The sequence below is a fragment of the Amycolatopsis solani genome (genome assembly GCF_033441515.1).
Classification (GTDB): domain Bacteria; phylum Actinomycetota; class Actinomycetes; order Mycobacteriales; family Pseudonocardiaceae; genus Amycolatopsis; species Amycolatopsis solani.
This window is the reverse complement of the sequence record NZ_JAWQJT010000002.1, coordinates 987,521-1,014,373: the sequence shown is the minus strand read 5'-3', so window position 1 is coordinate 1,014,373 and position 26,853 is coordinate 987,521. Positions and strand designations below refer to the sequence as shown.

At 71.2% G+C, this 26,853-nt stretch carries 19 protein-coding genes; 9 read left to right on the top strand and 10 right to left on the bottom strand.

The features are described from left to right. Nucleotides 1-42: 42 nt before the first annotated feature. Together SD460_RS25345 and SD460_RS25340 are read right to left on the bottom strand one after the other, a co-directional pair. The gene (locus tag SD460_RS25345) at nucleotides 43-1,023 is read right to left on the bottom strand and encodes a malate dehydrogenase (RefSeq protein WP_290051135.1); all 981 of its coding nucleotides are present in this window, start codon (nucleotides 1,021-1,023) and stop codon (nucleotides 43-45) included. A gap of 104 nt (nucleotides 1,024-1,127) precedes the next feature. Then, nucleotides 1,128-1,559: a MarR family winged helix-turn-helix transcriptional regulator gene (locus tag SD460_RS25340; RefSeq protein ID WP_290051132.1), complete on the bottom strand. Its 432-nt coding sequence runs from the start codon at nucleotides 1,557-1,559 to the stop codon at nucleotides 1,128-1,130. An 89-nt stretch (nucleotides 1,560-1,648) separates the two neighbouring features. Here SD460_RS25340 and SD460_RS25335 point away from each other — a divergent pair, with 89 nt between their 5' ends. The 3 genes from SD460_RS25335 to SD460_RS25325 all read left to right on the top strand — a co-directional run bounded on the left by SD460_RS25335 (nucleotide 1,649) and on the right by SD460_RS25325 (nucleotide 3,402). Next, the gene (locus tag SD460_RS25335; RefSeq protein WP_290051130.1) at nucleotides 1,649-2,050 is read left to right on the top strand and encodes a nuclear transport factor 2 family protein; all 402 of its coding nucleotides are present in this window, start codon (nucleotides 1,649-1,651) and stop codon (nucleotides 2,048-2,050) included. Beyond that, complete coding sequence (locus tag SD460_RS25330; protein ID WP_290051128.1) at nucleotides 2,050-2,403, top strand: VOC family protein; 354 nt, start codon at nucleotides 2,050-2,052, stop codon at nucleotides 2,401-2,403. The genes SD460_RS25335 and SD460_RS25330 overlap by 1 nt, the downstream gene beginning before the upstream one ends. A 369-nt stretch (nucleotides 2,404-2,772) precedes the next feature. Continuing rightward, nucleotides 2,773-3,402 (top strand): DUF4360 domain-containing protein, encoded by a 630-nt coding sequence (locus SD460_RS25325; protein ID WP_290051126.1) that lies wholly within the window; start codon nucleotides 2,773-2,775, stop codon nucleotides 3,400-3,402. Between the two features lie 75 nt (nucleotides 3,403-3,477). Here SD460_RS25325 and SD460_RS25320 read toward each other — a convergent pair whose 3' ends face one another. The 3 genes from SD460_RS25320 to SD460_RS25310 all read right to left on the bottom strand — a co-directional run bounded on the left by SD460_RS25320 (nucleotide 3,478) and on the right by SD460_RS25310 (nucleotide 13,129). Continuing rightward, a complete protein-coding gene (locus SD460_RS25320) occupies nucleotides 3,478-5,562 on the bottom strand; it encodes an FUSC family protein (RefSeq protein WP_318306817.1) in 2,085 nt (694 codons plus the stop codon). Beyond that, nucleotides 5,559-8,684: a GH92 family glycosyl hydrolase gene (locus tag SD460_RS25315; RefSeq protein ID WP_318306816.1), complete on the bottom strand. Its 3,126-nt coding sequence runs from the start codon at nucleotides 8,682-8,684 to the stop codon at nucleotides 5,559-5,561. The genes SD460_RS25320 and SD460_RS25315 overlap by 4 nt, the downstream gene beginning before the upstream one ends. A 128-nt stretch (nucleotides 8,685-8,812) precedes the next feature. Further along, nucleotides 8,813-13,129 carry a GH92 family glycosyl hydrolase gene (locus SD460_RS25310; protein WP_290051116.1) on the bottom strand — a complete coding sequence of 1,439 codons (4,317 nt, stop codon included), beginning with the start codon at nucleotides 13,127-13,129 and terminating at the stop codon, nucleotides 8,813-8,815. 232 nt (nucleotides 13,130-13,361) lie between these two features. Here SD460_RS25310 and SD460_RS25305 point away from each other — a divergent pair, with 232 nt between their 5' ends. Beyond that, complete coding sequence (locus SD460_RS25305) at nucleotides 13,362-13,994, top strand: class I SAM-dependent methyltransferase (protein WP_290051112.1); 633 nt, start codon at nucleotides 13,362-13,364, stop codon at nucleotides 13,992-13,994. On the opposite strand, the gene SD460_RS25300 is transcribed toward SD460_RS25305, so the two are convergent. Continuing rightward, nucleotides 13,984-15,282, bottom strand: coding sequence for a M20/M25/M40 family metallo-hydrolase (locus tag SD460_RS25300; RefSeq protein WP_290051109.1), 1,299 nt, complete (start codon nucleotides 15,280-15,282; stop codon nucleotides 13,984-13,986). The two genes, SD460_RS25305 and SD460_RS25300, sit on opposite strands and share 11 nt — an antisense overlap. Further along, entirely contained in the window at nucleotides 15,275-16,102 is an 828-nt protein-coding gene (locus SD460_RS25295) for a M55 family metallopeptidase (RefSeq protein WP_290051107.1), read from the bottom strand. The genes SD460_RS25300 and SD460_RS25295 overlap by 8 nt, the downstream gene beginning before the upstream one ends. Before the next feature lie 169 nt (nucleotides 16,103-16,271). On the opposite strand from SD460_RS25295, the gene SD460_RS25290 reads away from it, so the two are divergent. The 5 genes from SD460_RS25290 (at nucleotide 16,272) to mptB (ending at nucleotide 23,530) form a co-directional block, all read left to right on the top strand. Beyond that, nucleotides 16,272-18,104 carry an ABC transporter substrate-binding protein gene (locus SD460_RS25290; protein ID WP_290051104.1) on the top strand — a complete coding sequence of 611 codons (1,833 nt, stop codon included), beginning with the start codon at nucleotides 16,272-16,274 and terminating at the stop codon, nucleotides 18,102-18,104. Between the two features lie 2 nt (nucleotides 18,105-18,106). Continuing rightward, nucleotides 18,107-19,132 (top strand): ABC transporter permease, encoded by a 1,026-nt coding sequence (locus tag SD460_RS25285; RefSeq protein WP_290051101.1) that lies wholly within the window; start codon nucleotides 18,107-18,109, stop codon nucleotides 19,130-19,132. Further along, nucleotides 19,129-20,025 (top strand): ABC transporter permease, encoded by an 897-nt coding sequence (locus SD460_RS25280; protein ID WP_290051099.1) that lies wholly within the window; start codon nucleotides 19,129-19,131, stop codon nucleotides 20,023-20,025. Before SD460_RS25285 ends, SD460_RS25280 begins: the two co-directional genes overlap by 4 nt. After that, complete coding sequence (gene nikE, locus SD460_RS25275) at nucleotides 20,022-21,671, top strand: nickel ABC transporter ATP-binding protein NikE (RefSeq protein WP_290051096.1); 1,650 nt, start codon at nucleotides 20,022-20,024, stop codon at nucleotides 21,669-21,671. Before SD460_RS25280 ends, nikE begins: the two co-directional genes overlap by 4 nt. Before the next feature lie 323 nt (nucleotides 21,672-21,994). Further along, nucleotides 21,995-23,530 carry a polyprenol phosphomannose-dependent alpha 1,6 mannosyltransferase MptB gene (gene mptB / locus SD460_RS25270; protein ID WP_290051094.1) on the top strand — a complete coding sequence of 512 codons (1,536 nt, stop codon included), beginning with the start codon at nucleotides 21,995-21,997 and terminating at the stop codon, nucleotides 23,528-23,530. 56 nt (nucleotides 23,531-23,586) lie between these two features. Here the strand turns inward: mptB and SD460_RS25265 are convergent, their stop codons facing one another. From SD460_RS25265 to SD460_RS25255, 3 genes are read right to left on the bottom strand one after another with little or no spacing between them, the layout of a single operon-like run. Further along, on the bottom strand, nucleotides 23,587-23,988 hold the full coding sequence (locus tag SD460_RS25265) for a TIGR03668 family PPOX class F420-dependent oxidoreductase (protein WP_290051093.1): 402 nt from the start codon (nucleotides 23,986-23,988) through the stop codon (nucleotides 23,587-23,589). Then, on the bottom strand, nucleotides 23,985-24,884 hold the full coding sequence (locus SD460_RS25260; protein ID WP_318306815.1) for a S66 peptidase family protein: 900 nt from the start codon (nucleotides 24,882-24,884) through the stop codon (nucleotides 23,985-23,987). Before SD460_RS25260 ends, SD460_RS25265 begins: the two co-directional genes overlap by 4 nt. Beyond that, the gene (locus SD460_RS25255) at nucleotides 24,881-26,797 is read right to left on the bottom strand and encodes a prolyl oligopeptidase family serine peptidase (RefSeq protein ID WP_290051089.1); all 1,917 of its coding nucleotides are present in this window, start codon (nucleotides 26,795-26,797) and stop codon (nucleotides 24,881-24,883) included. The genes SD460_RS25260 and SD460_RS25255 overlap by 4 nt, the downstream gene beginning before the upstream one ends. Between the last annotated feature and the right edge of the window lie 56 nt (nucleotides 26,798-26,853).

Here is a 26,853-nt window from a genome sequence, read left to right as displayed (position 1 = left end):
GCCGCCGTCCGGTGTGGACGGCGGCCCTTGTCACGGGGTGGGTCAGATGAGGCCGAGCTTCTTCACGGTGTCGCGCTCTTCGACGAGCTCCGCGACGGAGGCGTCGATGCGGGCGCGGGAGAAGTCGTCGATCTCGAGGCCCTGGACGATTTCGTACTTGCCGTCCTTGGCGGTGACGGGGAAGGAGGAGATGATGCCTTCGGCGACGCCGTAGGAGCCGTCGGAGACGACGCCGGCGGAGGTCCAGTCGCCGGCGGGGGTGCCGTTGACCCAGGTGTAGACGTGGTCGATGGCGGCGGAGGCGGCCGAGGCGGCGGAGGAGAGGCCGCGGGCTTCGATGATGGCGGCGCCGCGCTTGGCGACGGTGGGGATGAAGTCGTTCTCGAGCCAGGCCTGGTCGACCTCGACGGGCTTGCCGCCGGCTTCGGCGTGCTGGACCGAGGGGTACTGGGTGGCGGAGTGGTTGCCCCAGATGGCGAGCTTCTTGAGTTCGGTGACCGGGACGCCGAGCTTCTTGGAGAGCTGGGCGAGGGCGCGGTTGTGGTCGAGGCGGGTCATCGCGGTGAAGCGGTCGGCGGGGACGTCGGGGGCGTGCGACTGGGCGATGAGGGCGTTGGTGTTGGCGGGGTTGCCGACGACGAGGACCTTGATGTCGTCGGCGGCGCCGGCGTTGATGGCTTCGCCCTGGGGCTTGAAGATGCCGCCGTTGGCTTCGAGGAGGTCGCCGCGCTCCATGCCCTTGCTGCGGGGGCGGGCGCCGACGAGGAGGGCGATGTTGGTGCCGGAGAAGGCCTGCTTGGGGTCGTCGAAGATGTCGATGCCGGCCAGGAGGGGGAACGCGCCGTCGTCGAGTTCCATGGCGGTGCCCTCGGCCGCCTTGACCGCCTGCGGGATCTCGAGGAGCCGCAGCTTCACCGGGACGTCCTGGCCGAGGAGCTGACCGGACGCGATGCGGAAGAGCAGCGCGTAGCCGATCTGGCCGGCGGCGCCGGTGACGGTCACGTTGACAGGGGCTTGGGTCATTGCGGTACTCCAGCTTGAGACGACTTTGGCTAGTGGTAGGGAGCCTATCCCTCCTGGGTGTCGTCGGTTGGGTGCGTCCAGTCACTGTTGCGCAGGTCGCTTTTTCAGGTGTCGGTGACGTTGGTGGCGAGGCGGTGGAGGAGGTCGGTGAGCTGGGTGATCTCGGTGTCGGTGAAGCCTTTTCGGAGGCGTTGGTCGTGGGCGATGGCGGCGGTGGCGAGTTTCCGGAAGAGCTGTTCGCCGGTTTCGGTGAGTTCGACGAGGTGGACGCGGCGGTTGGCGGGGTCGCGGCGGCGGGTGACGAGGCCGGTGGTTTCCATGCCGTTGAGGTGGTGGGTGAGGGTGGCGCCTTGGATGCCGACGGTGTCGGCGAGTTCGCGCTGGTTGGCGGCGGGGCGGGTTTTGAGGGAGATGAGGATTTGCCAGACGGGCTGGGAGCCGCCGGCGGCGGCGAGGGCTTGGTCGAAGGCGCGGCCGGCGGTTTTGGCGGTGCGGGCGAGGACGACGCCGAGGGGGGTGGTGGTGGGTGCTGGCACGGGGTGGAGCTTACCGCAGAGGCCTAAGCGTTTGACATCTAATCATTAGATATCTAACGTTGTGCGCATCGAACCGGAAGGGGAGCACGATGGGCACCGAAGAGCAGGTCCGCGAGTTCGGCCGGGTGTGGGCCGCGGCGGAAGAGCGGGGCGACACGGACGTGCTGGCCGGCCTGGCCGCCGACGGTTTCCGGCTGGTCGGCCCGCTGGGTTTTGTCCTGGACCGCGACCAGTGGCTGGCGCGCTACGGCGGCGGCGACCTGGTGACCGAGAAGCTGGCGTGGGACGACGTCGAGGTCCGCGCCTTCGGCGCGACGGCCATCGCGGTCGGCGTGCACGAGCAGGTCGCGAAGCACCGGGGGAACCCGGTGAACGGCCGGTTCCGCGCCACGCACGTCCTGGTCCGGGCCGGGGAGCGCTGGCAGCTGGCCGGGATCCACTTGAGCCCGCTCGGCGGCCCCCCGCCGTTCGCGCCGGCGGGTGAGCGGTGATGGGCGTCGCGCTGGATCACACGATCGTGTGCGCCACCGACCGGGAGGAGTCGGCCGGGTTCCTCGGGCTCGAGGCGGGTCCGGTGACCGGGCCCTTCGTGCCGATCCGGCTGGCGAACGGCGTCACGCTGGACTACCTGCGGGTGGACCGGGTGACGAGCCAGCACTACGCGTTCCTGGTCGGCGAAGACGACTTCGACGCCGCGATGGCGCGGCTGGAGCGTGCCGGGATCACGTACTGGGCGGACCCGTTCCACGAGCGGGCCGGTGAGGTCAACGGCCTCAACGGCGGTCGCGGCGTCTACTTCGAGGACCCGGACGGCCACAGCCTGGAACTGCTCACGAGGGGGTAGAGCATCGCGGTCACGGACTTCTCGTGGCCGGACAAGCTGCGGTACGCCGTGGTGATCGCGGCGGGCCCGTGGTCGCCAACGGCGGTTGCGACGCTGGGACCCGTCAGGGCGCTGCTGGCGGGGTGAAACGATCAAGCCCGGACGTCGCGCGGGTGATCACCCGCGGGGGACGGCGGTCCGGGGGCGCGAAATCGTTTTCCTCTGCTATTCTTTCGTGTGCCGGATAATGCGGGTCCGAAATTATCGGTATACCGCGTGGCGGGACGGCTACTGCGTGTTGCTCCGTTCAGGGGTGTTTGCTGGCATGATCGTTTCGCTACCATGGTCGGCGCCCCCGTACCCAATTCGAATGTATTGGGAAGGATTCCGATGCTGTCTGCGGTCGTTGCTGCCGTAATGGCGCTGTCCTCTGTGGTCACACCGCATTCCTGGAACACTCCTCCGCCGCCGGACAAAATTGTCATCGACGTCGTGAACGCCATCGGCACGGGCTGTCCGCCGAACACGTCGGCGGTGGCGGTTTCGCAGGACAACACGGCGTTCACCGTGACTTACAGCGCCTACACGGCGTTGGTCGGGGTCGGTGCCGGCCCGCTGGACGCCAGGAAGAACTGCCAGATCGGCCTGCGGGTGCACGTGCCGCAGGGCTTCACCTACGGAATCGCGCAGGCCGACTACCGCGGATTCGCCCACTTGGAACGGGGAGCGACCGGTCTGGAAAGAGCGAACTACTATTTCCAGGGAAATTCACCGACGGCTTATGTGCAGCATCCGCTGGCGGGGCCGTTCGAAGACGACTGGCATTTCACCGATTCGACGGAGGTCGGTGCGATCGTGTTCAAGCCTTGTGGTGAGGAACGCAATCTGAACATCAACACGGAATTGCGTGCGGCGGTCGGGACGTCGGATCCGAAGAAGACGACGAGCTACGTCACGATGGACTCGACCGACGGCAGCATCACCACGGTGTACCACTTCGCGTGGCTGGTCTGCCCCTGATCGGCGTCGGCTCCGGGTAACCGGAGGAGGTGGAGAGGGGCGGCGCGGCCAGGCAACCGCGCCGCCCCGGACCCGCTACTTCACCGGGGCCCGCGGATCGGTGGCCTGGAGGCCGAAGACTCCGCCGAGGGAGATCACGGCTTCGTCGAGGTGGCTGAGGCTGGACAGGACGGCCCGGGTTTCGGCCTGCTCGACGCGGTCGGCGACCGGGGTGCCGTCGTCGCGCACGAGCGTGCCGGGTGTGGGGCCACCCGGCGCGTCGAGCGCTTTGCGGAGGACGTCGATGTTGGCCAGCAGCCGCCCGGTGAACTGGCGGAGCCGCTCGGTGTCGGTGCCGGCGAGCTGGCCGGGCTGGGCGCGGGCGGCGACGTGCCGGGCCCGGAAGGCGATGGTTTCCAGCGTGGTCAGGACGTGCCAGCCGTAGTCGCGGCGGGCGCTGCGGAGGTTGACCGGGTGGGTCAGCGGCTCGATGGTGGTCCGGACCACCTCGACCGAGCGGTCGAGGTCGCGGGAGAGCTCGATGATGCTGACGTTCTCCTCACCGGCCAGCAGGCCGCAGGCGTGCTGCAGGAACTCCTCGAGCTCGTCGAGGACCTCGGCGATGTCGTCGAGCATCACCGAGCGGGTGCGGACCGGGACGATGACGACGGCGGCGAGGATGCCCGCGGCGGCGCCGACGGCGGTTTCGGCGAGGCGGATCCAGAGCACCGCGAGGCTGAACGTGCCGAGGAGGCTGTAGAGCAGGCCGAGCATGCTGGTGATGAAGAACGCCATCACCACCTGCGAGACGCGCGCGGTGTAGACCATGCCGAACACGCAGACCATGATCAGCCCGAGCGTGGCCGCGGTGTTCCCGCCGACCAGCAGCGCGAGCAGGACCCCGCCGACGATGCCGATCAGCGTGCCGCCGAGGCGGCGGACGCCTTTGACGAAGGTGGCGCCGGCGCTGGAGGCGCCGATGAACACGACGAAGACGGTCAGCACGGCCCAGTACCAGCGCTGGTGGGACACCAGTTCCCCGCCGAGCACGGCCAGCCCGCCGCCGACGACAGCCTGGATGGCGCTGCGGGTGCCGTTGTCGTAGGCGAACCGGGACTCCGGCTCGTCGTCGTCTTCGTCACCGAGCGGGTCCACTGTGGCTTCGGGGATGGCGGCGCGCTGGGCCCGGTCGTCGGCCAGCGCGAGTTCGGCCAGTGCTTTGCGGACGCCGTCGCCGGGCGCGGCGTGTTCGTCGATGCGGCTGCCTTCGACGAGCATGCGGCTGTATTCGCCGGTCTGGCTGATCAGGGGGAGTTCGCGCGGGTCGCGTTCCATGAGGGCGCGGAAGCGGGCGAGGCGGGCGATGAGGTCGTCGCGGACGTCGGCGCCGAGTTCGGCGGAGCAGGTGCGCTGGACGGTGCTGGCCAGCCACTGCACGGCCAGTTCCACTTCGATGGCGCGGCGGCGCAGGCGGTCGGCGGCGCGGGCGTCGACGACGTCGGGGGCGGTGTCCTCGATGAGCAGGACGCATTCGTGGAGCCGGGCCAGCGAGGTCCGCAGCTGCTTGCGGGTCCGTTCGCCGGCGCCGACGGCCAGGTGGGCTTCGGCGGCGCGGACGACGGCGGCGAGGCGGGCGCGGAAGGCGCGGCGGACGCGCAGGAACTCGGCTTCGGCGTTGTGGCGCAGCAGGACGAACCGGACGACGGCGTTGGCGAGGACACCGACGGCCAGTGCCAGCAGCAGCTGCGGGACCTGGCCGAGGTGGGCCTGCAGGAACATCGGGAAGAAGAACAGGAAGAACGCGATCGACCCGAGTGCGGTGCCGCGCGGGCCGAAGCGCTGCGCGTAGACGGCGACGAAGATCAGCAGGACGAACACGATGCTGTCCAGCGGCGGCAGGGCCGAGCCGAGGCTGGCGGTGGTGATCGACGCGGCCCCGGTGAGGAACGCCAGGACGAGTGTCACGCATTGGGCGCCGGGGGTGGCGTCGTTGACCGTGAACGCCGTCATCATGGCGGCGATGGCGCCGACGAGCATGACGGTGAGCGGCAGGTGGGCGGGCAGCAGCGCGGCGACGGCGAGCACGATGCCGAGCACGGCGGAGCCGGCCAGGCGCAGTCGGACCAGGCCGGGGTCGGCCGCCGCGAGCCGGTCGAGGGCGGCGAGGCGGAACCGGTTCATCGGGCGAGCAGCTCCCACTGGGCGAGGGTCGTGCGGCGGCCGCGGGTGGCGGTGATCCGCAGCCGGTAGCGGGCGTGCGCGGCCGGGGTGGCGAGGGCGAAGGGCCGGGTCTGGCGGCGCCAGCGGAACAGTTCGCCTTCGCGCTCGTCGAGGGTGGTCCACCCGGTCCCGTCGGCGGAGCCTTCCAGCACCCACGCGCTGGGGTCGCCGCCGCGGGTGCCGGAGGTGAGCGTGTACATCGTGACCGCGCGGGGTTCGCCGGTGACGGTGAACTCGATCGACGGGGTGGCACTGCGGAAGGTGACCTGGGGGCGGGTGGTGTCGTCGAAGAGCGCGCCGAGGTTCTTGGCTTCTTCGCTGGTGGCGGTGCCGGTGAGGTCGGTGACCGGGTCCGGGTGCTCGGCGGGGGGCGGCGGGGTGCCCCAGCCGGTGGGTTCGGTCGTCAGGTCGAAGACGAGTTCGGCGCCGCCGGCCAGGGTGGCGTGGGCGATCGAGGTGGCTTCGTGCGGCTCGCCGTCGACGGTGAGGCCGCGGACGTAGACGGTCTCGTCGGTGTTGCCGGGTGCGTGGACGACGAGCTTCTTGCCTTCGCCCAGGTGGACGGTGGCCTTCTCGAACAGCGGTGACCCGATGGCGTAGCGGGGGCTGCCGACGGCGAGGGGGTAGAAGCCGAGCGCGCTGAAGAGGTACCACGCGGACATCTCGCCGTTGTCCTCGTCGCCGGGGTAGCCCTGGCCGATCGCGCTGCCGAGATAGAGCCGCCGCAGCACTTCGCGCACGACGCGCTGGGCTTTCGCGGGCGCGCCGGCGAGGTTGTAGACGTAGGGGATGTGGTGCGAGGGCTGGTTGGAGTGCCCGTACTGGCCCATGCGGACGTCGCGGGCCTCGGTCATCTCGTGGATCAGGCCGCCGTAGGCGCCGGGCCGCCGTCCGGTTTCCGGGGTGGCGAAGAACGTGTCCAGCTTGGCCTCGAGCCCGGCGTGGCCGCCGTGGAGGGCGGCGAGGCCCGGGCCGTCGTGGGGTGCGGTGAAGGCGGTGTTCCAGGCGTTGGTCTCGACGAAGTCGCCGCCCCAGGCCGCCGGGTCGTAGCCGGCCGGCCCGAACTTGCGGCGGCCGTCGCGGTGGCGGCCCTGGAAGAACCCGATCTCGGGGTCGAAGTGGTGGACGTAGTGCTTCGCGCGCTCGCGGAAGTAGGCCGCGTAGTCGGCGTAGCGGCGGGCCCGCGCGCCCGCACTTTCACGTGAAAGTGCGTCGGAGAGGTTGGCGAGGCCGAAGTCGTTGATGCAGCCTTCCAGGGCCCACGACAGTCCTTCGTGGACCGAGGCCGGGGTCCAGCCGAGGAAGATCGACTCCTCGAGGCCTTTGCGGCCGACCGCGCGGTGCGGCGGGGTGACGGTGGCGTTCTTGAGCCCGGCGTCGTAGGCGGCTTCGACGTCGAAGTCGCGGACGCCCTTGAGGTAGGCGTCGGCGAACGCGACGTCCGAGCTGGTCCCGGTCATCAGGTCGGCGTAGCCGGGGGAGGACCAGCGGGAGATCCAGCCGCCTTCGCGGTACTGCTGCACGAACCCGTCGATCATCCGGCCGCAGCGCTCCGGGGTGAACAGCGCGTACGCCGGCCAGGTGGTGCGGTAGGTGTCCCAGAAGCCGTTGTTGACGTACAGCTCGCCGTCGACGACCTTCGCGCCGCTGCGGCGCCGGGTGCTCGGCCAGTACCGGCGCACGACGGGGCTGGCGTGCCGGATCCCCTGGGGCGTGTTCTCGTGCGCGACGTTCGGGTACAGCAGCAGCCGGTAGAAGTTGGAGTACAGCGTCGTGGCCTGGTCCTCGGTCGCGCCCTCGACCTCGATCCGGCCGAGCTGCTCCTGCCACAGCCGCCGGGCCTCCGCCTTCACCTCGTCGAACGTCGTCCCGGCCGGGATCTCGAGTTCGAGGTTGCGCTTGGCCTGGGCGAGGCTGATCAGCGACGTCGCGATCCGCAGCGTGACGTCGGGGCCGTCGAACTCGAAGTAGCCCGAGACGCGCCGCCACGGCGGCACGCGGACTTTCGCGCCCCGGGTGGCGGGGGCGTCGGTCACGCCGTAGACGAACATCCGGCGCGCCCCGGCCGACAGGCGGCTGCGGACCCGGGTGTACCCGCTGATCACGCCGGTGTCGGCGTCGAGCCGCAGCCGGCCGCGGTTGCCGACGTTGTCGAACAGCAGCCAGCCGTGCTTGTCGGGGAAGGTGAACCGCATGATCGCCGCGTGCGACGTCGGCGCGAGGTCGGCGGTCATCCCGTTGGCGAACCGGACGCCGTAGTGGTGCGGGGAGTCGGTTTCGTCGTCGTGGGAGAAGGGCAGCGCGCGCTTGCGGCGGTGGCGTTCGACCGGCCCGGTGCCGGGCATGACGTGGAAGGTGTGGCGGTCGCCCATCCACGGGCTCGGCTGGTGGCTCAGGGCGAGCGCCTGCAGCGCCGGGCGGTTCCGCTCGTCGTTGTGGCGGTGGTAGGAGTAGATCCAGTTGGTGACGCCGGCGTCGGTGACCGGGGTCCAGAAGTTGAAGCCGTGCGGCACCGCGGTGGCGGGGAAGTTGTTGCCGCGGGAGAAGTCGCCGCTGGAGTGCGTGCCCCGCGTGGTGCGGACGTAGTCGACCGGCTCCCGCGGCGGCTGGGCCCGCTCGGCGATGCGGACGTCGTCGACCCACCCGGTGATGTCGGTGTCCGGCGCGCCGGTGCGCAGCACGATCCGGCTGATCCGGCGCCCGGCGAACGCGCCCAGCGGCCGGCGCACCGGGTTCCACTGGTCCACCCAGAGCGTCTTGTCGTCGACCGGCTCGAACCCGGCGCTCGTCCCGTCGGCGAATTCGACGTCGAGGCTGACCCGGGTGGCGTGGTAGGCGGGGATCTCCCCGTCGGCGGCGGGGAAGACCACATAGGACAGCTCGGTGCGCGCGGTGACGGGGAGGTCGAGTTCGAACAGGACCGTGCGCGGCCGCGAGCCGTAGCGCAGGGCCCGCGCCCCGCTGAAGCCGACGCCGGTCTTGGCCGTGGGCGAGCGGTCCGGTCCGCTGTCCACGACCGAGGTGGGATCCGCGGGCTGCGGATCACCGGTTTCGAAGGAGGAGAAGAAGGCGGCGTCGGGCATGGGGACACCGTATCCGCCGAACGGCGCAGCCGCGGTTCCGGCGCGGTCAGGTGGGACGCCCGCCCCCGGACGCCGTGAAGGCCACCTCGAAGTTCCTCGAGGTGGCCTTCACGGCACTTCCTACCGGGCTAGATCTTCGCGCACTGCCCCGCGGCCGGGCCGCGGACGGTGTTCGGCAGGTCGTAGTCGGTCGGGACGGGGGAGTTGGCCGCGCACGCCAGCGGGCCGCCCACCGTGCTCGAGGTCAGGACCGGGCCGTGGTTGGCGGTCAGGGCCACCGGGCCGCCGACCTCCGTCAGCTCGATCGACACCGTGCCGGTCGTCCCGGTGATCGCCACCGGGCCGCTCACCTTCGTGCGGTTCAGCACGACCTGGCCGGCGCCGGTCGCCGCGAGCGGGCCCTTGAGCTGGCCGCCGCGGACGATCAGGGACGCGCCGGCGCCGACGGTGACCGGGCCCGAGATCGTCGCGTTCTCCAGGCACACCGTGCCCGAGGTGATCGACAGCGGCCCGTTCGAAACACCCGTCACCGTGCGGGTGCAGGCGGCGTCCGGCTTGCCCAGCAGCTCGAACTCGGCCAGCTGCGCCGGGGCGCCGGTGCTGGTCGCGGTCACTTCGAGCTGGTAGTAGGCGTAGTGCGCCGGGTTGGCGACCTTGAACGCGCGGGTCTGCTGCCGCCAGCTGAACGACTGGCCGGTCTGCTGGTCGGCCACCGCCCACGTCTTGCCGTCGTAGGAGCCCTTCAGCGTCCAGCTCTTCGGGTCGCCCGCACCGGTCTGGGACGTCAGTGTGTAGTTCGTGACGGCCTCGTCGGTGTTGTTCAGCTGGTACTGCACGGCTCCGGTGACGGCGGCCTGGGTGCGCGAGGTGTTGTCCACCAGCGCCTTGGCGTCGGAGCCGTCCGAAGTGGACAGCGTGCCCTTGCCGGGGCCGGTCTCGTCGTGCAGCGGCGCCGGGACGGCGTCGCCCTGGGTGATCGACTTCGGCGCGTCGTTCGGGCCGGTGCCCCACTTCGACGGGTTCGGGCCCATGTCGAAGTCGATGACGCCGCCGCGCGCGATGACGTCCTGGGGCAGCGACGTAGAGGAGTACGCCTTGCCGTTGACCTTCACGCCCTGGACGTAGACGTTCTTCGCGCTGTTCTTCGGCGCGTTGATCACCAGGTCCTTGCCGCCGGCCAGGTGGATCGTCGCCTTCTTGAACAGTGGCGACCCGATCGCGTAGTTCGGGCTGCCCATCTGCAGCGGGTAGAAGCCCAGTGCGCTGAACGTCCACCACGCCGACTGCTCGCCGTTGTCCTCGTCACCCGCGTAGCCCTGGCCGATTTCGCTGCCGGTGTAGAGCCGCGAGAGCGCCTCGCGGACCTTCTCCTGCGTCTTCGACGGCTGGCCCGCGTAGTCGTACATGTAGAGCGTGTGGTGCGAGGCCTGGTTCGAGTGACCCAGCTGGCCCATCCGGACGTCGCGGGCCTCCCGCATCTCGTGGATCACGCCACCGTAGGAACCCGGGAAGTTCGCGGTCTCCTGGTCGGCGAAGAACGCGTCCAGCTTCTTCGCCAGGCCCGCCTTGCCGCCGTAGAGGTTCGCCAGGCCCTGACCGTCCTGCGGCACGGAGAACGCCATGCCCCAGCCGTCGGTCTCGGTGTAGTCGATGCCCCACACCCGCGGGTCGTAGTCCTGCGGCGAGCGGCTGAACTTGCCCTGCGCGTCGCGGCCCTGGAAGAACCCGACGCTCGGGTCGAACAGGTTCACGTACTGCTGCGCGCGGCTGGTGAAGTACTCGTAGTTCGACAGGTACTCCTGCTTGCGCGGGTCGCTCGCGGGGGCTTCGTCGTAGAGCTTCTTCGACAGGTTCGCGATGCCGAAGTCGTTGACGTAGCCCTCGATCGACCACGAGAAGCCGTGGTCGGCGGTGTTGGGCGCGTAGCCGAGGAACATGCCCTCGTCGACGCCCTTGCGGCCGACCGCGTTGTTCGGCGGGGTCACCGTCGCGTCCTTCAGCGCCGCGTCGTAGAACGACTTGACGTCGAAGTTCTTCACGCCCTTGAGGTAGGCGTCGGCGAAGGCGACGTCGGCGCTGGTCCCGGTCATCAGGTCGGCGTAGCCGGGGGAGGACCAGCGGGAGATCCAGCCGCCGTCGCGGTACTGCTGCACGAATCCGTCGACCATCTTGCCGGCCATGTCCGGGGTGAGCAGCGAGTACGCCGGCCAGGTGGTGCGGTAGGTGTCCCAGAACCCGTTGTTGACGTAGGTCTGGCCGTCGACGATCTTCGACCCGGTCTGCGTCGGGGTGTCCGCCCCGGCCTTCGGCGAGACGAAGCTCGCGTACTTGTAGGCCGGCTTCTCGGTCGTGCCGGTGTTCTCGAACGCCGAGTTCGGGTACAGGAACAGCCGGTAAAGGTTCGAGTAGAGCGTCGTGATCTGGTCCTTCGACGCGCCCTCGACCTCGATCACCTTCAGCTGGTCGTCCCACGTGCGCTGCGCGGCGTCGCGGACGGAGTCGAAGGTGGCGTTCGGGGCGATCTCCTGGGCCAGGTTCTTCTTGGCCTGCTCGACGCTGAGCAGCGACGTCGCGATCCGCATGGTCACGGTCTTGTCGGCGCCCGCGGCGAACCGCAGGTAGCCGGTGACGTTGTCGCGGCCCTGCCCGGTGAGCTTGCCGCCCGCGGTGACCGGCTTGTCGAAGGTGGCGTAGACGAACATCCGCCCCGCGCCCGCCGACAGGCCGCTCTTGGCGTCGGTGAAGCCGGACAGCGTGCCCGTCGCCGGGTCGAGGGTCAGCCCGCCGGAGTTGTTGACGTTGTCGAAGATCAGGCTCGAGTCCGCGCCCGGGAACCCGAACCGCATGACCGCCGCGTGGTCGGTCGGGGCGATCTCGGTCTTGATCCCGTTCTGGAACTGCACCCCGTAGTAGTGCGCCCGCGCGGTCTCGTCGCTGTGCTTGAACGCCAGCGCGCGCTTGTCGCGGTTGGCGTCGGGCACCCCGGCGGCCGCGGACGGCATCACCTGGAAGCTCTGCCGGTCACCCATCCACGGGCTCGGCTCGTGGCTGACGGCGAACGCCTGCAGCGCCGGCAGGTTGTCGGCGTTGTTCTGGGTGCTGTAGTTGTACAGCCAGCTGTCGGACCCGGCGTCGGTCACCGGCGTCCAGAAGTTGAAGCCGTGCGGCACCGCGGTCGCCGGGAAGTTGTTGCCCCGGGAGAACGTGCTGTTGGCCATCGTGCCGCGGGTGGTCAGCACGTTGTCGGTCGGGCGGGTGCTGGCCGGCGGGGTCGGCGTCGCGGAGATCTTGACGTCGTCGAGCCAGCCCTGCAGCGAGCCGGGACCGTCCGGGTTGTCGTAGCCGACGAGGATCCGGTCGATCGTCTTGCCCTTGGCGACCGTGCCGATCGCCGAGCGCACCAGGTTCCACTGGTTGGTGTAGAGGACCTTGCTCTTGCCCTGGCCCTCCGGCGTCAGCGGGAAGCCGTACTGGTCGGTGGCGCCCAGGTCGCGCAGCCGGGTGCCGTCGGTGAACACGAGGTCGATCGCGACGTTCGTGCTCTGGTACTTCAGGTCGCCGGTGATGAACTGCGGCTGCACCTTGTAGGACAGCTCGGTCGAGGCGACGACCGGGACGTCGACGTCGAAGACCTTGTTGTAGGACCAGCCGTGGCCCTCGGCGGTCTGGCTGCCGGAGTAGCGGAACGCCTTGAGCCCGGTGTAGCCGACGCGGTTCTTGTTCGTGTACCCGCTGGTCGGCCCGGAGTCGGTGAAGCTGCGCATGTTCGGCAGCGGCGGCGGGGCCGGCTCGTCGTTGGCCAGCAGCAGCTCCGACAGCTGCAGGATCGGCCCGCCGTTGTTGCGGGTGACGTTCAGCCGGAAGAACTTGAACGCGGCGCTCGGCGCGGCCAGCGTGTAGTCCTTCTGCTGGAACCGGGCGGTGAACGCCTGGTCGCTCTGCTTGTCCAGGTCGGTCCAGGTGAGGGCGTCGTTCGAGCCCTGCAGCGTCCAGTCCTTGGGGTCGCGGTTGTCGAAGTCGTTGGCCGAGGACAGCGCGTAGTGCGTGATCGAGGTCGGCTCCGACAGCGACAACTGCGCCCACGCGGTGGGGTCCCAGGACAGCCACTTGGTGTCGGTGGTGCCGTCGAAGAGGTTCGAGACGACTTCGCCGCCGCTGGTGTTCTCGCTGCTGGCGCTGCTTTCGGTCACCTTGCCGCGGATGTCGCCGGGGATGGCGGTGCCGTTCGCGCCGTTGATGCCCGAGGCGCGGGGCTTCCCGGCGGCGTCGGTGTCCACGGTGTCGGTCCAGGTCGGCTGGACGTCACCGGCCTCGAAGGAGGACGAGAAGTCGGCGGGCAGAGCTTCGTCGGCGGCCGACGAGGCCGCGGGGACGGCGACCAGGCCGGCGGCGACCACGGCGGCGGTCACCAGGAAAGCGACCGGTGGTCTGGCGCTTCGGGGCATCATTGCTCCCAGTGCTGGAGGGCGGGTTCATCGGGCGCCGCGCAGGCGGGGACCGGCGGCGCCCAGGAAGACAAACGCGCGGGTGACATCGATGTCAAGACCGCTGGTCAAACCTGGCCAGAAGTGGACAACTCGACGGCGTCACCCACTCCGGCGAGCGCTCGGCCGCCCGGTTCGACCGCGTGCGGTGACCGGATCCCGCCGAGTTCACCCGATCGGTAAGGTCAGCGCCATGACCGACCCCGCCGACCGGGTCCTCTCCCGGGCGTCCCTCGCCGCAGGCAACCCGACCGGCTGGTTCGACCAGCTCTACAGCGCCGCCGAACGCGGCGAGGCCGAAGTCCCGTGGACCCGCGGCGAACCCAACGCCGACCTCGCCGACTGGGTCGAACCGGGCGAAGGCCGCCGCGCGCTGGTCGTCGGCAGCGCCCTCGGCGACGACGCCGAGCTGCTGGCTTCCCACGGCTGGGCGGTGACGGCGTTCGACGTCGCCCCGACCGCGGTCAAGGCCGCCCAGGCCCGCTTCCCGGACTCCGCCGTGGAGTACGTGGTGGCCGACCTGCTCGCCCCGCCGGGGGAGTGGCGGCAGGCGTTCGACCTGGTCGTGGAGATCATCAACGTCCAGGCGATGCCCCGCGAGTACCGCCCGAAGGCGCTGGCGTCCCTGGCCGGCTTCCTCGCCACGGACGGCACCCTGCTGGTCTCCGAGGTCGCGGAAGAGAGCACGGACACCGAAACGTGGGAGGGCCCGCCGTGGCCGTTCAGCCGCGCGGAGATCGCCTCCATCGCCCAGGACGGCGTCCACCTGGTGAGCCTGGAGACCATCCGCGACGGCGCCCGCTACTGGGCCGAGTTCACACGCTAGCGAGGAACCTCGACAGCACGCGGGTCCCGAAGTGCAGTCCCTCCACCGGGACCCGCTCGTCCACCCCGTGCGCCATCGCCCGGTACGGGAAGCCCTTCGGCAGCCACAGCGGCGCGAAGCCGTAGTTGTCGATGCCCAGCTGCGCGAACGCCTTCGCGTCCGTCCCGCCGCCCAGGCAGTACGGAACCACGACGGCCTCGGGGTCCTCCGCCCGCAGAGCACCGGCCATCGCGGTGAACCACGGCGAGTCCACCGGGGCCTGCACCGGCGGCTGGTGCGCGACGAACTCCCGTGTCACCCCTTCGCCCAGCAGCTCGTCCAGCACCGCGAACAACGACTCCTCGGTCCCCGGCAGCACCCGGACGTCGACCTGCGCGGTCGCCGTCGACGGGATCACGTTCACCTTGTAGCCCGCGTCCAGCATCGTCGGCGTGGTGCTGTTGCGGACCGTCGGCACCACCAGCGACCCCGCCGGCCCCAGCGCGGCCACGGTCGCGTCCACACCGTCCGAAGTGGACAGATCCACCGGCACGCCCAGCGCCGCGCCGGTGCGCTCCAGGAACGCCCGCACCGCCGGCGTCAGCGACACCGGCCACTCGTGTGCCGCGATCCGGTGCAGCGCGCCCACCAACCGGGTGACGGCGTTCTCGGCGTTCGGGCGCGAGCCGTGGCCCGCGCGGCCGCGGGCGGTCAGGCGCAGGTGGGCCGTGCCGCGCTCGGCCGTGCCCACCGGGTACAGGTGCACGTCGCGGCCGTCGGCCGCCGGGACGTGGTAGGTGTAGCCGCCCGACTCGCTGATCGCCGCGGCGCAGCCCTCGAACAGCTCCGGGTGCTCCGCGACGAGCCAGTGCGCGCCCCACTCGCCGCGGTCCTCCTCGTCGGCGACGAACGCCAGCACCAGCTCGCGCCGCGGCCGCACACCACCGGCCAGTGCGGCGAGCACCATCGCCACGAAGTCCTTCATGTCGGTCGCGCCGCGGCCCCACAGGCAGCCGTCGCGGACCTCGCCGGAGAACGGGGGCACCGACCAGTCCGCCGCGTCCGCCGGGACGACGTCCAGGTGGCCCTGCACGAGCAGCGCCGACAGCGACGGGTCCGTGCCCGGCACGCGGGCGATCACGCTGGCCCGCCCGGGCGCGGCCTCGAGGATCCGCGAAGGGATCCCGAGCCCGTCGAGGAACGCCGCCACGTACTCCGCCGCCGGCCGCTCGGGCTCGGCGTCGTTGCCGCCGCGGTTGGTCGTGTCGAAGCGGATCAGGTCCGCGCACAGCTCGACGACGTCAGCCATAGATGCCCTGCACCGCCCCCGCCGCGATCGCCGTGACGACCTTGAACGCCTTCATCGCCTCGGTCATGTCCGGCGCGTCGAACCCGACCCGCCGCGTCCCGATCTGCTCCACCGTCGGGATCACCGCCGTCGCCTGCGCCAGGTGGCTCGCGTCGAACTCCACCTCGATCCGGTGCGCCCGGACCTGCCGCTCCTCGCGCCCGGCCCGCGCCATCGCGTCGGCCGCGGCGCCGGTCAGCAGCTCCGCCGTACGCGCGGGCGGCAGGCAGATGGCCGCGTACCGGCTCACGCACTCCTTCACCTGGACCAGCTCCGCCTCCGGAGCGTAATCACGGGCGTCTTCACACGTTTCGTCGTCACCCGAAACGAGCAGGACAGGGACGCCGTACTCGGCGGCCACCGCCGCGTTCAGCCTGCCCTCGCTCGCCGGGACGTCGTCCAGCCACACCCCGGTGATCTGGTTCTCCAGGTAGGTGTGCGACAGCACCCCGTCGAACCCGGCACCGGCGTGGTAGCCCAGGAACACGACACCGTCCACACCGGAATCGATGCCCTGCATCATCGACATCGGCTTGTGCCGCCCGGTGAGCATCCGCGCCCGCGGGTCGAGGTCCTCCAGCAGCAGGTTCCGCTGCGACGAATGCGCCTCGTTGACCAGCACATCCGCGGCCCCGGCCTCGAACAGCCCGGCCAGCACCGCGTTGACGTCACCGGTGAACAGCCGCCGGAAGCGGTCCCACTGCGGCGAACCGGGCACGACGTCGTCGGTCCAGGTGACGCCGGTGGCGCCCTCCATGTCCGCCGAGATCATGATGCGCATGACCGGCACTCTAGCCAGCCCCCGCCCGGCCCGGGCGCGGAATCCCCGATCACGCAGCGTCACACGAATCGATCGATAACGATCGGACACCTGCCGAGGCGGCAACATATTGCGCGGTTGTCCCGGTATGTGGTTACTTCTCGTCCTTGGGGAGGCTCACAAGCGAACGATGGGGTGGTTTTTGGTGCAGTTCCAACGCAGACTCGGGCGGTTCGCCCGCGTGGGCGCGGTGGCCGCGGCCGCGACACTGGCGGCGATCCCGCTCGCGGTCCCGGCCCAGGCACAACAGGGCAAGGTGCTGCGGGTCGCGCTGACCACCGGCATCGACCACCTGAACCCGTTCACCGCCGTGCTCGCCGCCTCGACGCAGATCGGCCGGTTCACCTTCGAGTTCCTCACCGTCCCGAACGCCGAGAAGGCCGAGGCCTCGCCCGCGCTCGCCGAGTCCTGGACGCCGTCGCCGGACAAGCTGACCTGGACGTTCAAGATCCGCACCGGCGTCAAGTGGAGCGACGGGAAGCCGGTGACCGCCAAGGACGCGGCCTACACCTTCAACCGCATGCTCACCGACGAGAACGCCCGCACCGCCAACGGCAACTACGTGGCCAACTTCGAGACGGTCACCGCGCCCGACGACACCACGCTCGTCATCAAGACCAAGACCGTGCAGGTCAACATGAACCTGCTCGACGTCCCGATCGTGCCGCAGCACATCTGGGAACCGGTCAAGGACCTCAAGGCACCGGAGACCGACGGGCTCGCCATCGCCGGCGTCGCCGACGGCCCCTACCAGGTCACCGAGTTCAAGCCGAACGAGTACGTCAAGTTCAAGGCCAACAAGGACTACTGGCGCGGCGCCCCGAAGGTCGACGAGCTGCAGCTGCTGCAGTTCAAGGACACCGAGGCCGCGGTCAACGCGCTCAAGCAGGGCGAAGTCGACGTCATCAACCGGCTCAACCCCAACCAGTTCGCCGCGCTGCAGGGCCAGCAGGGCATCACCACCAACGCCGCGCCCGGCCGCCGCTACGACGAGCTGGCCATCAACTTCGGCGTCCAGGACAACGCGAACAACCCCATCGGCGACGGCAACCCGGTGCTCAAGGACATCAACGTCCGCAAGGCGATCGCCCAGGCCGTCGACACCCAGGCGATCGTGGACAAGGTGCTCAAGGGCCTCGGCCAGGTCGGTGGCGGCGTCGTGCCCGCCGTCTACGGCGCCTACCACTGGGACCCCAGCGACAGCGAGAAGACCAAGTTCGACCTCGCCGCCGCCAACGCCACCCTCGAGCAGGCCGGCTACAAGAAGGGCCCCGACGGCGTCCGCACCGCCCCCGGCGGCGCGAAGCTCGAACTGCGCCTGACCGGGCACTCCAACCGCAGCTACGACCAGGGCGTCGCCCAGTACGTCAGCGGCTGGCTCAAGGACATCGGCATCACCGTCAAGCAGGACCTGGTCTCCGACGACGAGCTGTCCGACCGCACCGCCACCGGCAAGTACGACCTCGCCATCGGCGGCTACGGCACCAACCCGGACCCGGACTACGCGCTCTCGCTGCACACCTGCGCCGCGCGGCCCAGCGCCGACGCCAAGGGCGGCAGCACCGACACGTTCTTCTGCGACGCCCAGTACGACGACCTCTACAAGAAGCAGCTCACCGAGACCGACGACGCGAAGCGCGCCGACTACGTCAAGCAGGCCCAGGCCCGGCTCTACAGCCAGTACCCGACGATCGTCCTGGACTACCAGAACGCGCTCGAGGCCTACCGCTCCGACAAGTTCTCCGGCTTCACCACCCAGCCGCAGCCCAAGGGCGCGATCCTCGAGCAGACCGGCTACTGGGGCGTCTACGGCGCCACCCCGGCCGGCACCGAGAACGCCGCGGACTCCGGCAGCGGCGGCACCGTGCTGTGGATCGTGATCGGCGCGGTCGTCGTGGTGGTCCTCGTCGGCGGTGGCATCGCCTTCAGCCGCCGGAACAAGACCTCGGAAGACCGCGAGTAAGCATGACCGCCCCCGAACAAGCCGCGGTGCTCGTCGACCCCGACGAGCACCGCGGCGGGACCGGCACCGCCCGGTTCGTCCTGAAGAAGGTCGTCGAAGCGGTCATCAGCGTCGTGCTGGTGGTCGTCCTGTTCTTCTTCCTCTTCCGCATGCTGCCCGGCGACCCCGTCGCCGCGATGACCCGCGACCGTGTCACCAGTCCCCAGCAGATCGCCGAACTGCGCGAGAAGATGGGCGTCGACAAGCCCGTCTTCGTCCAGTTCGGCCAGTACTTCTGGAACCTGCTGCACGGCGACCTCGGCGAATCCCGGCTGCTCAACAACGGCCGCCCGGTCGCCGACATGATCGGCGAACGGCTCTGGCCGACCATCCTGCTCGTCGGCAGCGCCACCGTCCTGGCCGTGCTCATCGGCCTGTGGCTGGGCATCCGCGCCGCCTGGCGCCGCGACAGCTTCTTCGATCGCGCCCAGACCGGGATCGCGCTGACCCTCTGGTCGGTCCCGCAGTTCTGGCTCGGCCTGATGCTGCTCGTGGTGACCAACGGCCTGTTCCCCAGCCGGGGCATGCACTCCCCGGACGCCGCGCCCGACTTCTTCTCCCAGACCCTCGACGTCCTGCACCACCTGGTGCTGCCGTGCGTGACGCTGCTGGCGGTGTTCTACGCCCAGTACATGCTGATCATGCGATCGTCGCTGCTGGGGGAGATGAACGCCGACTACCTCACCACCGCCCGCGCCAAGGGCCTGCGCGACGACCTCGTCCGCCGCCGCCACGCCGTCCCCAACGCGCTGCTGCCCACCACCACGCTGGTGTTCATGCAGTTCGGCCAGGTCGTCGCCGGCGCGGTCACCGTCGAGGCGGTGTTCAGCTGGCCGGGGCTCGGGCAGCTGACCTACGACGCGCTGCACGGGCCCGACCTGCCGGTGCTGCAGGGCGTGTTCACCGTGCTCGCGAGCGCCGTGGTGCTGATGAACCTGCTCGCGGAGCTGCTCTACCGCGTGCTCGACCCGAGGGTGCGTACCTCATGACCACCGCAGAGACGCCCCGGCAGATCGCGTGGCACCGCCGCCGCGCGTCGATCGCCCGGACCTGGCGGGAGTTCGCCGGGCAGCGCGCCGCGCTCGCCGGGCTGGTCCTGCTCGGCGCCACCGTCGTCGTCGCGCTGCTCCTGCCGCTGATCAGCGACCAGAGCGGCCTCGACGTCACCAAGGCCACCGGGCAGCCACTGGCCCCGCCCAACGGCGACTTCTGGCTCGGCACCGACAACTTCGGCCGCTCGGTACTGCTCATGACCGTCTGGGGCACCCGGGTCTCCCTGCTCGTCGGGTTCTCCGCGGCGCTGCTGTCGGTCGTCATCGGCACCCTGATCGGCATCGCCGCCGCGCACTTCGGCGGCTGGGTGTCGGCGACGCTGCTGCGGTTCACCGACTTCTTCCTGGTCCTGCCGTCGCTGATCCTCGCGATCGCGCTCTCGGCGGTGCTGCCCAAGGGCATCGGCACGATCATCGTCGCCATCGGCCTGACCGCGTGGCCCAGCACCGCCCGGCTGGTCCGCGCCCAGACGCTGACCATCGAGAGCCGCCCCTACATCGAGCGCGCCCACGCCCTCGGCGGCGGCCACCTGCACGTCGTCGGCAAGCACGTCCTGCCCGGCGTGATGCCGCTGGTGCTGGCCAACACCACGCTGGTGGTCGGCAACGCCGTCATCGCCGACGCGACCCTGTCGTTCCTCGGTGTCGGCGACGCCAACTCCGTCAGCTGGGGCAAGGTGCTGGAAGACGCCCTCAACAACGGCGCCATCAGCCGCGGCGCCTGGTGGAACGTGCTCCCGCCGGGCATCGCGATCGTCCTCGTCGTCCTCTTCTTCACCCTGGTCGGCCGGGGCCTGGAGACCGTGCTCAACCCGAGGTTGAAGAAGTGACCACCCCGCTGCTGCAGCTCACGGACTTGACCGTCACCTACGCGGTCGGCGACCAGGACGTCCCCGCCGTCCGCGGCGTCGACCTCACCCTCGACCCCGGCGGCACCCTCGGCGTCGCCGGCGAGTCCGGGTCCGGCAAGTCCACCGTCGCGATGAGCGTGCTGCGCCTGCTGCCGCGCACCGCGAAGATCACCGGCGAGATCACCCTCGACGGCGAAGACGTCACCGCCATGAAGTGGGGCCGCCTGCGCGCGGTCCGCTGGGCCGAGGCGTCGGTGGTGTTCCAGGGCGCCATGCACGCGCTCAACCCGGTGCGCAAGATCGGCGAGCAGATCGCCGAGCCGATCCGGCTGCACCCGCCGTCCGGCAAGGCGCTGACCGACGCGGAGGTCGACGCCCGCGTCGCCGAACTGCTCACCCAGGTCGACCTGCCCCCGGGCCGGGCCGGCGCCTACCCCCACGAACTGTCCGGCGGGCAGAAGCAGCGCGTCATGATCGCGATGGCGCTGGCCTGCTCGCCGCGGCTGATCATCGCCGACGAACCCACCACGGCGCTGGACGTCATCGTCCAGGCCCAGGTCCTCGCGCTGCTCTCGCGGCTGGTCGCCGAGCAGGACATCGGCCTGATCATGATCAGCCACGACCTGTCCGTGCTCGCCTCGACCTGCGAGCGCATCGCGGTGATGTACGACGGGCGGATCGTCGAGGAAGGCCCCAGCGCCGAGGTCATGGGCGCACCCCGGCACGAGCACACGCGGGCGCTCGCGGCGGCGTTCCCGACGGTCGGCGACCCGGTGTCCCGGTTCGCCCCGGCCACCAGCACCCCGCTGCCCCCCGAACCGCCGGAACGGGTGGCGGGTGAGCCGCTGCTGGCCGCGGAGAAGCTGCGCGTGTCCTTCCGCGACCGCACCGGCAAGCGGATCGACGCCGTCGCCGGGGTCGACCTCACGGTGGCGCGCGACGAGATCGTGGCGCTGGTCGGGCAGTCCGGCTCCGGCAAGACCACCCTCGCCCGCACCCTGCTCGGCCTGCAGAAACCGGACTCCGGCGTGGTCCGCTTCGACGGCAAGCCGGTGCCTTCGGGCGGGGCGGGCCTCAAGGCGTACCGGCGGCAGGTCCAGCTGGTGCTGCAGGACCCGACGAGCGCGTTGAACCCGGCTCACACGGTGTACGAGGCCGTCGCGGAAGGCCCGCGGATCCACAAGCTGGCCGACGAGCGCGAAGTCGTCCACCGGGCGCTGGAGGCCGCAGAACTGCGACCGGCGGAGAAGTACGCCGACCGCCTCCCGCACCAGCTCTCCGGCGGCCAGCGCCAGCGCGTCGTCATCGCCGGCGCGCTCGCACTGGAACCGTCGGTGCTGGTGGCCGACGAGCCGGTCGCGTCGCTGGACGCGTCGGTCCGCGGCGAGATCCTCGCCCTGCTGCTGCGGCTGCGCCGCGAGCTCGGCCTGGCCGCGCTGGTGATCACCCACGACCTGGGCCTGGCCTGGAACATCGCCGACCGCGTCGCCGTGATGTACCGCGGCGAGCTGGTCGAAACGGGGACCGTGGAACAGGTCCTGCTCGACCCGCACCACGACTACACGAAGTCCCTGCTGGCCGCCCTGCCCGGCGGCACGGCCCAGCGCCGCACCGTCGGAAGCTGACCGCCCCGCCCGCCCCCACCGGTGCCGCGCTTGCCACCGCAGTGCCGCCACCTCGGGCCGGGGCCGCACCACGGACGCCGCCGGAGCCAGCCAGAACCGGCCGCGCGCCGTCCGAACGCCGCTGCAGCCGGGCCGAATGCCGCCGGAGCCCGCCCAGACCGGCCCGCACCGTCTCGGACACCGCCGGAGCCCTGCCGCGTCCGGCGCCGGCATCGCCACCCGCCACGAGGACCGGACCTCCCAGCGCCGATCCGGGCCGGGCCGCCGGAAACCTGACACTGCGGGAACCCCGCCCGAGCGCGGTGTGTAATCTCCGAACGGAAATGGCGACCACCACCGACCCCGCACAGACGCCCTCGGCCGGACTGGCCGAGCGGCTCCGCGTGCCCTCGCGATTCCCGTACCGGACGATCGCGATGGGCACCGTCGGGAGCACCCTGCTGATGCTCGCCGCCTTCGGTGCGGGCGGCATCCTGATCAACGATCCCGTGCTCGGCCACGGCCCGCTCTCGTGGATCCGCTACGGCCACGGGCGCATGCTCGCCAACGCCGTGCTCTACACCGGCTTCGGCCTCGTGGTGTGGGCCTGGGTCCGCCTCGGCCGCTACGTGCTGGCCGGGCGCATCGGCAGCCGCCCGATCCTGGTCGCCGCCGGCTGCTGGATGGCGCCGCTGCTCATCTCGCCGCCGCTGTTCACCCGCGACGTCTTCTCCTACCTCGGCCAGGGCGCCCAGCTGCTCTACGGGCTCGACCCCTACGCCAACGGCCCCGCCGAGCTCGACGTGCTGCCGAACGTCGTGCAGAACGTCCACCCGCTCTGGCAGACCACGCCGGCGCCGTACGGGCCGCTGTTCCTGCTGATCTCCAAGGGCGTCGTCGCCACCACCGGCGACAACATGATCCTCGGCGTCATCCTGATGCGCGTCGTGCTGCTGGCGGGCCTCGCGGGCACGCTGTGGGCGCTCCCGCGGCTGGTCAAGCACCTCGGCGGCAAGCTCCCGGTCGCGCTGTGGCTCGCGGTGGCCAGCCCGATGATGGTGATCCACCTCTTCGGCGGCCCGCACAACGACCTGATGATGCTCGCGTTCCTCACCATCGGCGTCCTCGCCGCGCTGGAACGCAAGCACGTCCTCGCGGTCGTGCTGGTGACGGTCGGCATGCTGATCAAGCCGACGGCCGCGATCGCGCTGCCGTTCATCGTCTGGATGTGGGCCAACCACCTCGAAGGCGAGTCGAAGGTCCGCAACTTCCTGCGCGCCGGCGCGGCTTCGGTGGGCCTGTTCCTGCCGGTGTTCGTCGCGGGCACGTGGATCTCGCTGGGCTCGCTGAACATGGGCTGGTGGTCCGGGCTCAAGGCCCCGCAGCTCATCGCGAACTGGCTCAACATCCCGACCGGCATCGGTGAGGTGTTCTACAACCTGGTCCACCTGGTCGTGGACGTCCAGGTCTCGCCGTTCGTCACGGTCGCCCGCGCGGCGGGCATGCTGCTGCTGATCGCGTTCGGCGTCCGCCAGTGGTGGCTCGGCCGCGGCGGCGGCACCGAGGCCGTCTACCGCGCGGGCATCTCGCTGCTCGCGGTGGCGATCCTCATGCCGCCGACCCTGCCGTGGTACCTGACCTGGGGTTTCGTGCTCCTGTCGGCGTTCAAGTGGCAGCCGCGGCACCTGGCGCTGGTGGTGGCCGTGTCGGTGTTCGTGACGCTGGTGTACTACCCGACCGGCGAGCAGGCCCTCTACGACTGGTGGTTCATCGCCCTGGTCGTGGTGGCCAGCCTCTACTCGGCGGCGTCCCTGCTGCGCCCCGACCCGCTGGGCATCATCGACGCCTGGCGCCGCCCGGAGAAGTTCCTCCGCGACTGACTTTCGCGCACGCCCGGGTCGTGAGTGTTCAGGCGGGTTAGAACCCGACTGAACACTCACGACCCGGTCCAGCCACGCCAGGTGTGGACCGAAGTCACCACCACCGCGTGCTCCGGCGGGCGCTCACGGTACTGCGCGTACTTCGCCACCAGCCATGACACCGGCTCGGCACCCGGCGGCAGTACCCGCGCGGTGCCGTCCGCGCGGGCCCACCACAGCCGCGACCAGTCCTCGTCGTAGCCGTCGGCCAGGAAGCACACCGCCGGGTTCTCCGCGATGTTGCGCAGCCGCCGCAGCGACGTCGTCGACTTCGGTTTGTGGTCCACCGCGAACACCACGGACTCGCCGCGCACCGCGAACGTCACCGGCACCAGGTGCGGGACCCCCGCCGCCGACACCGTCGCCAGCCGCGCCACCCGTGCCGCCGCGAAGCGGGAGCGTGCCTCTTCCGGGGTCATGTCAGCGCGGGGGAGTCGAACGTCAGCGTCCCCAGGTCCGCGTCCAGCGTCACCGGCACGCCCAGCGGCACCGTGGGCGACGACGCCACGTGCCCGAACCCGAACTCCTCGACCACCGGCACCCCCAGCGGCCCCAGCCGCTCCAGCAGCAGCGAACGCACCTCCGCCGGGTCGCCGCACGCCGCCCACGAGCCCAGCACGATCCCGCGGACGCCGTCGAACCAGCCCGCGCGCAGCAGCTGCGTCAGCATCCGGTCCAGCCGGTACACGCTCTCCGTCACGTCCTCCAGCAGCACCACCGCATCACGCGCCGAACCCGCCTCCGGCGTTCCCAGCCCCGACGCCAGCAACGACAGGTTCCCGCCCGTCAGCACCCCCGATGCCCGCCCCGGCACCAACGCGGCGCCACCGCGGACGACGAGGTTCCGCTCGGGCTCGAACAACGCCCGCCGCAGGTGCTCGACCGCGAAGTCGTCGAACAGCACGCTCGCCGGCATCGGGGAGAACAAACTGGACAGTCCCAAGTGGACGTCCACCGCCCGGTGCAGCGCCGTGACGTCCGAAGACCCGGCCAGCACCTTCGGGCCCGCGTCCCGCAACGCCGCCCAGTCCACCAGGCCCAGCATCCGCTGCGCCCCGTACCCGCCCCGCGCCGCCAGCACGCAGCGCACGCCGGGGTCGAGCCACGCCTCGGTGAACTCCGCGGCCCGCGCCGCGTCCGAACCGGACAGGTACGGCGGCGATCCGGGCGAAGCACGCACGCACGGCCCGACCCGCACCTCGACACCCCAGCCGCTCAGCACCGGCAGCGCCTTCTCCAGCAGGTCCGCCGGCACCGGCCCGGACGGCGCCACCAGCGCCAGCGTGTCGCCGGCCCGCAACCGCGGCGGCCTCACCGGGACAGCTCCAGCCGCGGCACACCCGGCGTCTCGAAGCCCAGCACCTGACCGTAGAACGACAGCTCCGCCTCCAGCGCCGCCACGATCGTCGCCGCCTGCCGGAACCCGTGCTGCTCACCGGGGAAGCGCTGGTAGGCGTACGGGATGCCACGGCCGGCCAGCCCGGCCACGAACCGGTCCGCCTGCTCCGGCGGGCAGATCCGGTCTTCCAGGCCCTGCTGGAACAGCACCGGCCCGGCCAGCGTCCCGGCGTTCGCCAGCGGCGACCGCTCGAGGTAACGCTGCTTCGCCGACGGCAGCGGCCCGACCAGCCCGTCCAGGTACCGCGACTCGAAGTCGTGCGTGTCGCCCCCGGTCCCGGTCCACCCGGCCAGGTCCAGCACCGGGTACATCACCGTGCCCGCCCGGTACGTCTTCGTCGTGGTCAGCGACGCAGCCGCGGTGAACCCGCCCGCGCTGCCGCCGCGGATCGCCAGCCGCTCACCGTCGGCCAGCCCGGCCGCCACCAATGCCTCGGCCACCGCCACGCAGTCGGCCACGTCCACCACGCCCCACTGCTCGCGCAGCCGCTCCCGGTAGGCCCGCCCGAACCCGGTCGACCCGCCGTAGTTCACCGCCGCCACCGCGATGCCGCGGCTGGTGAAGTACGCGATCTCCAGGTCCAGCACCGGGAAGTGCTGCCCGGTCGGCCCGCCGTGGACCTGCACCAGCAACGGCGGCAGCTCACCCTCGGGCGCCTCGAACGCCGGGTTCGCCGGCCGGTACAGCACCACCGGCACCTCGTCGCCGTCCGCGGTCGTGATCACCCGCTCCTGCGGCACCGGCAGGTACTCCGACGGCGCCTCCGGCGGCGACGTCAGCTCCGTGACCGCCGAACCGCTCACGTGCACCACCGCCGCTTCCCGCACCGGACCCGCGGCGACGCCGGCGAACCCGTCACCGAAGGGGGCGAACCCCGTCGACGACCACGCCGTCAGCTCCTCGCCGAGCGGCGTCACCGAGCCGTCGGCCTCGTCGAGCACCGCCAGCCGGCCGCCCGCCAGCACCGCGTGCCGCCCGCCGCCCAGCGGGGCGAACCAGCGCGAGCCCGCCTTCCACAGCGGCCCGCCCAGCTCCCGCTCCACCGGCGCGAGGTTCACCACCGAGCCGTCCAGGCCGACCCGGTGCAGGTTCCACCAGCCGTCCGGGTCCAGCAGCGCCAGCAACGCCGACGACGTCTCCCACTCGACCTGGCAGACCGAGACGTCCGCGCCGCCGGCCAGCACCTCGTGCGGCCCGAACGACCCGTCCGCGGCGACCGGGGCCACGCACAGCTCGGTCCCGTCCCACGGCATCGCCGGGTGGTCCCAGCCGAACCAGGCCGCGTGCCGCCCGTCCGGGGACAGCTTCGCCACGGTCAGGAACCGGTGGCTCGCGGCCAGCACCCGCTCCCCGCCACCGTCGACCGCGATCGCGACGAGTTCCCGCTCGACGTCCGTCGGCCGCGGCCCGGTGGCGCGCTCCCGCACCGCCCACACCTCACCCGGCCGCCCGGCCCGCAGGTCCCCGTACCGGACGCCCTGCGGCTCGGCGGGCTCCGGTGTCAGCGGCACCACACCGGTTTCGCTCAGCGCGTAAACCCGCTGATCCACCCAGTGCGTGAACACCACGACACCGCCGGTGACCGCCCACGGCCGCCCGCCGTACTCGTGCAGCCGGTTGCGGACGTTCCACGGTGCCGGCAGGACGTCCTCCGTCCCGCCGGGAACGGCCTTCACCAGCGCGACCCGCCCCTGCTCACCGGGCCGCGCCTCGGCCCACCACACCTCGTCCCCGACGACGTCGAGCCACTGCGGGCCGCCGCCGGCGGCGGCCACCTCGGCGGCGGTGATGGGCGAAGACCAGGTTCCGTACGGGGAGATCCGAGACACCCCCAGAGGCTAGCGGCCCGCGAACCAGGGGCGGCGGATGCCGATCATGCCGCCGT

Coding starts and splice junctions, on each gene's coding strand:
- SD460_RS25320 (WP_318306817.1), bottom strand. CDS start 5,562: ATGAACCGGTTCCGCCTCGCCGCCCTCGACCGGCTCGCGGCGGCCGAC.
- SD460_RS25280 (WP_290051099.1), top strand. CDS start 19,129: ATGACCACCGCAGAGACGCCCCGGCAGATCGCGTGGCACCGCCGCCGC.
- SD460_RS25285 (WP_290051101.1), top strand. CDS start 18,107: ATGACCGCCCCCGAACAAGCCGCGGTGCTCGTCGACCCCGACGAGCAC.
- SD460_RS25335 (WP_290051130.1), top strand. CDS start 1,649: ATGGGCACCGAAGAGCAGGTCCGCGAGTTCGGCCGGGTGTGGGCCGCG.
- SD460_RS25325 (WP_290051126.1), top strand. CDS start 2,773: ATGCTGTCTGCGGTCGTTGCTGCCGTAATGGCGCTGTCCTCTGTGGTC.
- SD460_RS25345 (WP_290051135.1), bottom strand. CDS start 1,023: ATGACCCAAGCCCCTGTCAACGTGACCGTCACCGGCGCCGCCGGCCAG.
- SD460_RS25265 (WP_290051093.1), bottom strand. CDS start 23,988: ATGACCCCGGAAGAGGCACGCTCCCGCTTCGCGGCGGCACGGGTGGCG.
- SD460_RS25305 (WP_290051112.1), top strand. CDS start 13,362: ATGACCGACCCCGCCGACCGGGTCCTCTCCCGGGCGTCCCTCGCCGCA.
- SD460_RS25330 (WP_290051128.1), top strand. CDS start 2,050: ATGGGCGTCGCGCTGGATCACACGATCGTGTGCGCCACCGACCGGGAG.
- SD460_RS25310 (WP_290051116.1), bottom strand. CDS start 13,129: ATGCCCCGAAGCGCCAGACCACCGGTCGCTTTCCTGGTGACCGCCGCC.
- SD460_RS25300 (WP_290051109.1), bottom strand. CDS start 15,282: ATGGCTGACGTCGTCGAGCTGTGCGCGGACCTGATCCGCTTCGACACG.
- SD460_RS25290 (WP_290051104.1), top strand. CDS start 16,272: ATGGGGTGGTTTTTGGTGCAGTTCCAACGCAGACTCGGGCGGTTCGCC.
- SD460_RS25295 (WP_290051107.1), bottom strand. CDS start 16,102: ATGCGCATCATGATCTCGGCGGACATGGAGGGCGCCACCGGCGTCACC.
- mptB (WP_290051094.1), top strand. CDS start 21,995: ATGGCGACCACCACCGACCCCGCACAGACGCCCTCGGCCGGACTGGCC.
- SD460_RS25315 (WP_318306816.1), bottom strand. CDS start 8,684: ATGCCCGACGCCGCCTTCTTCTCCTCCTTCGAAACCGGTGATCCGCAG.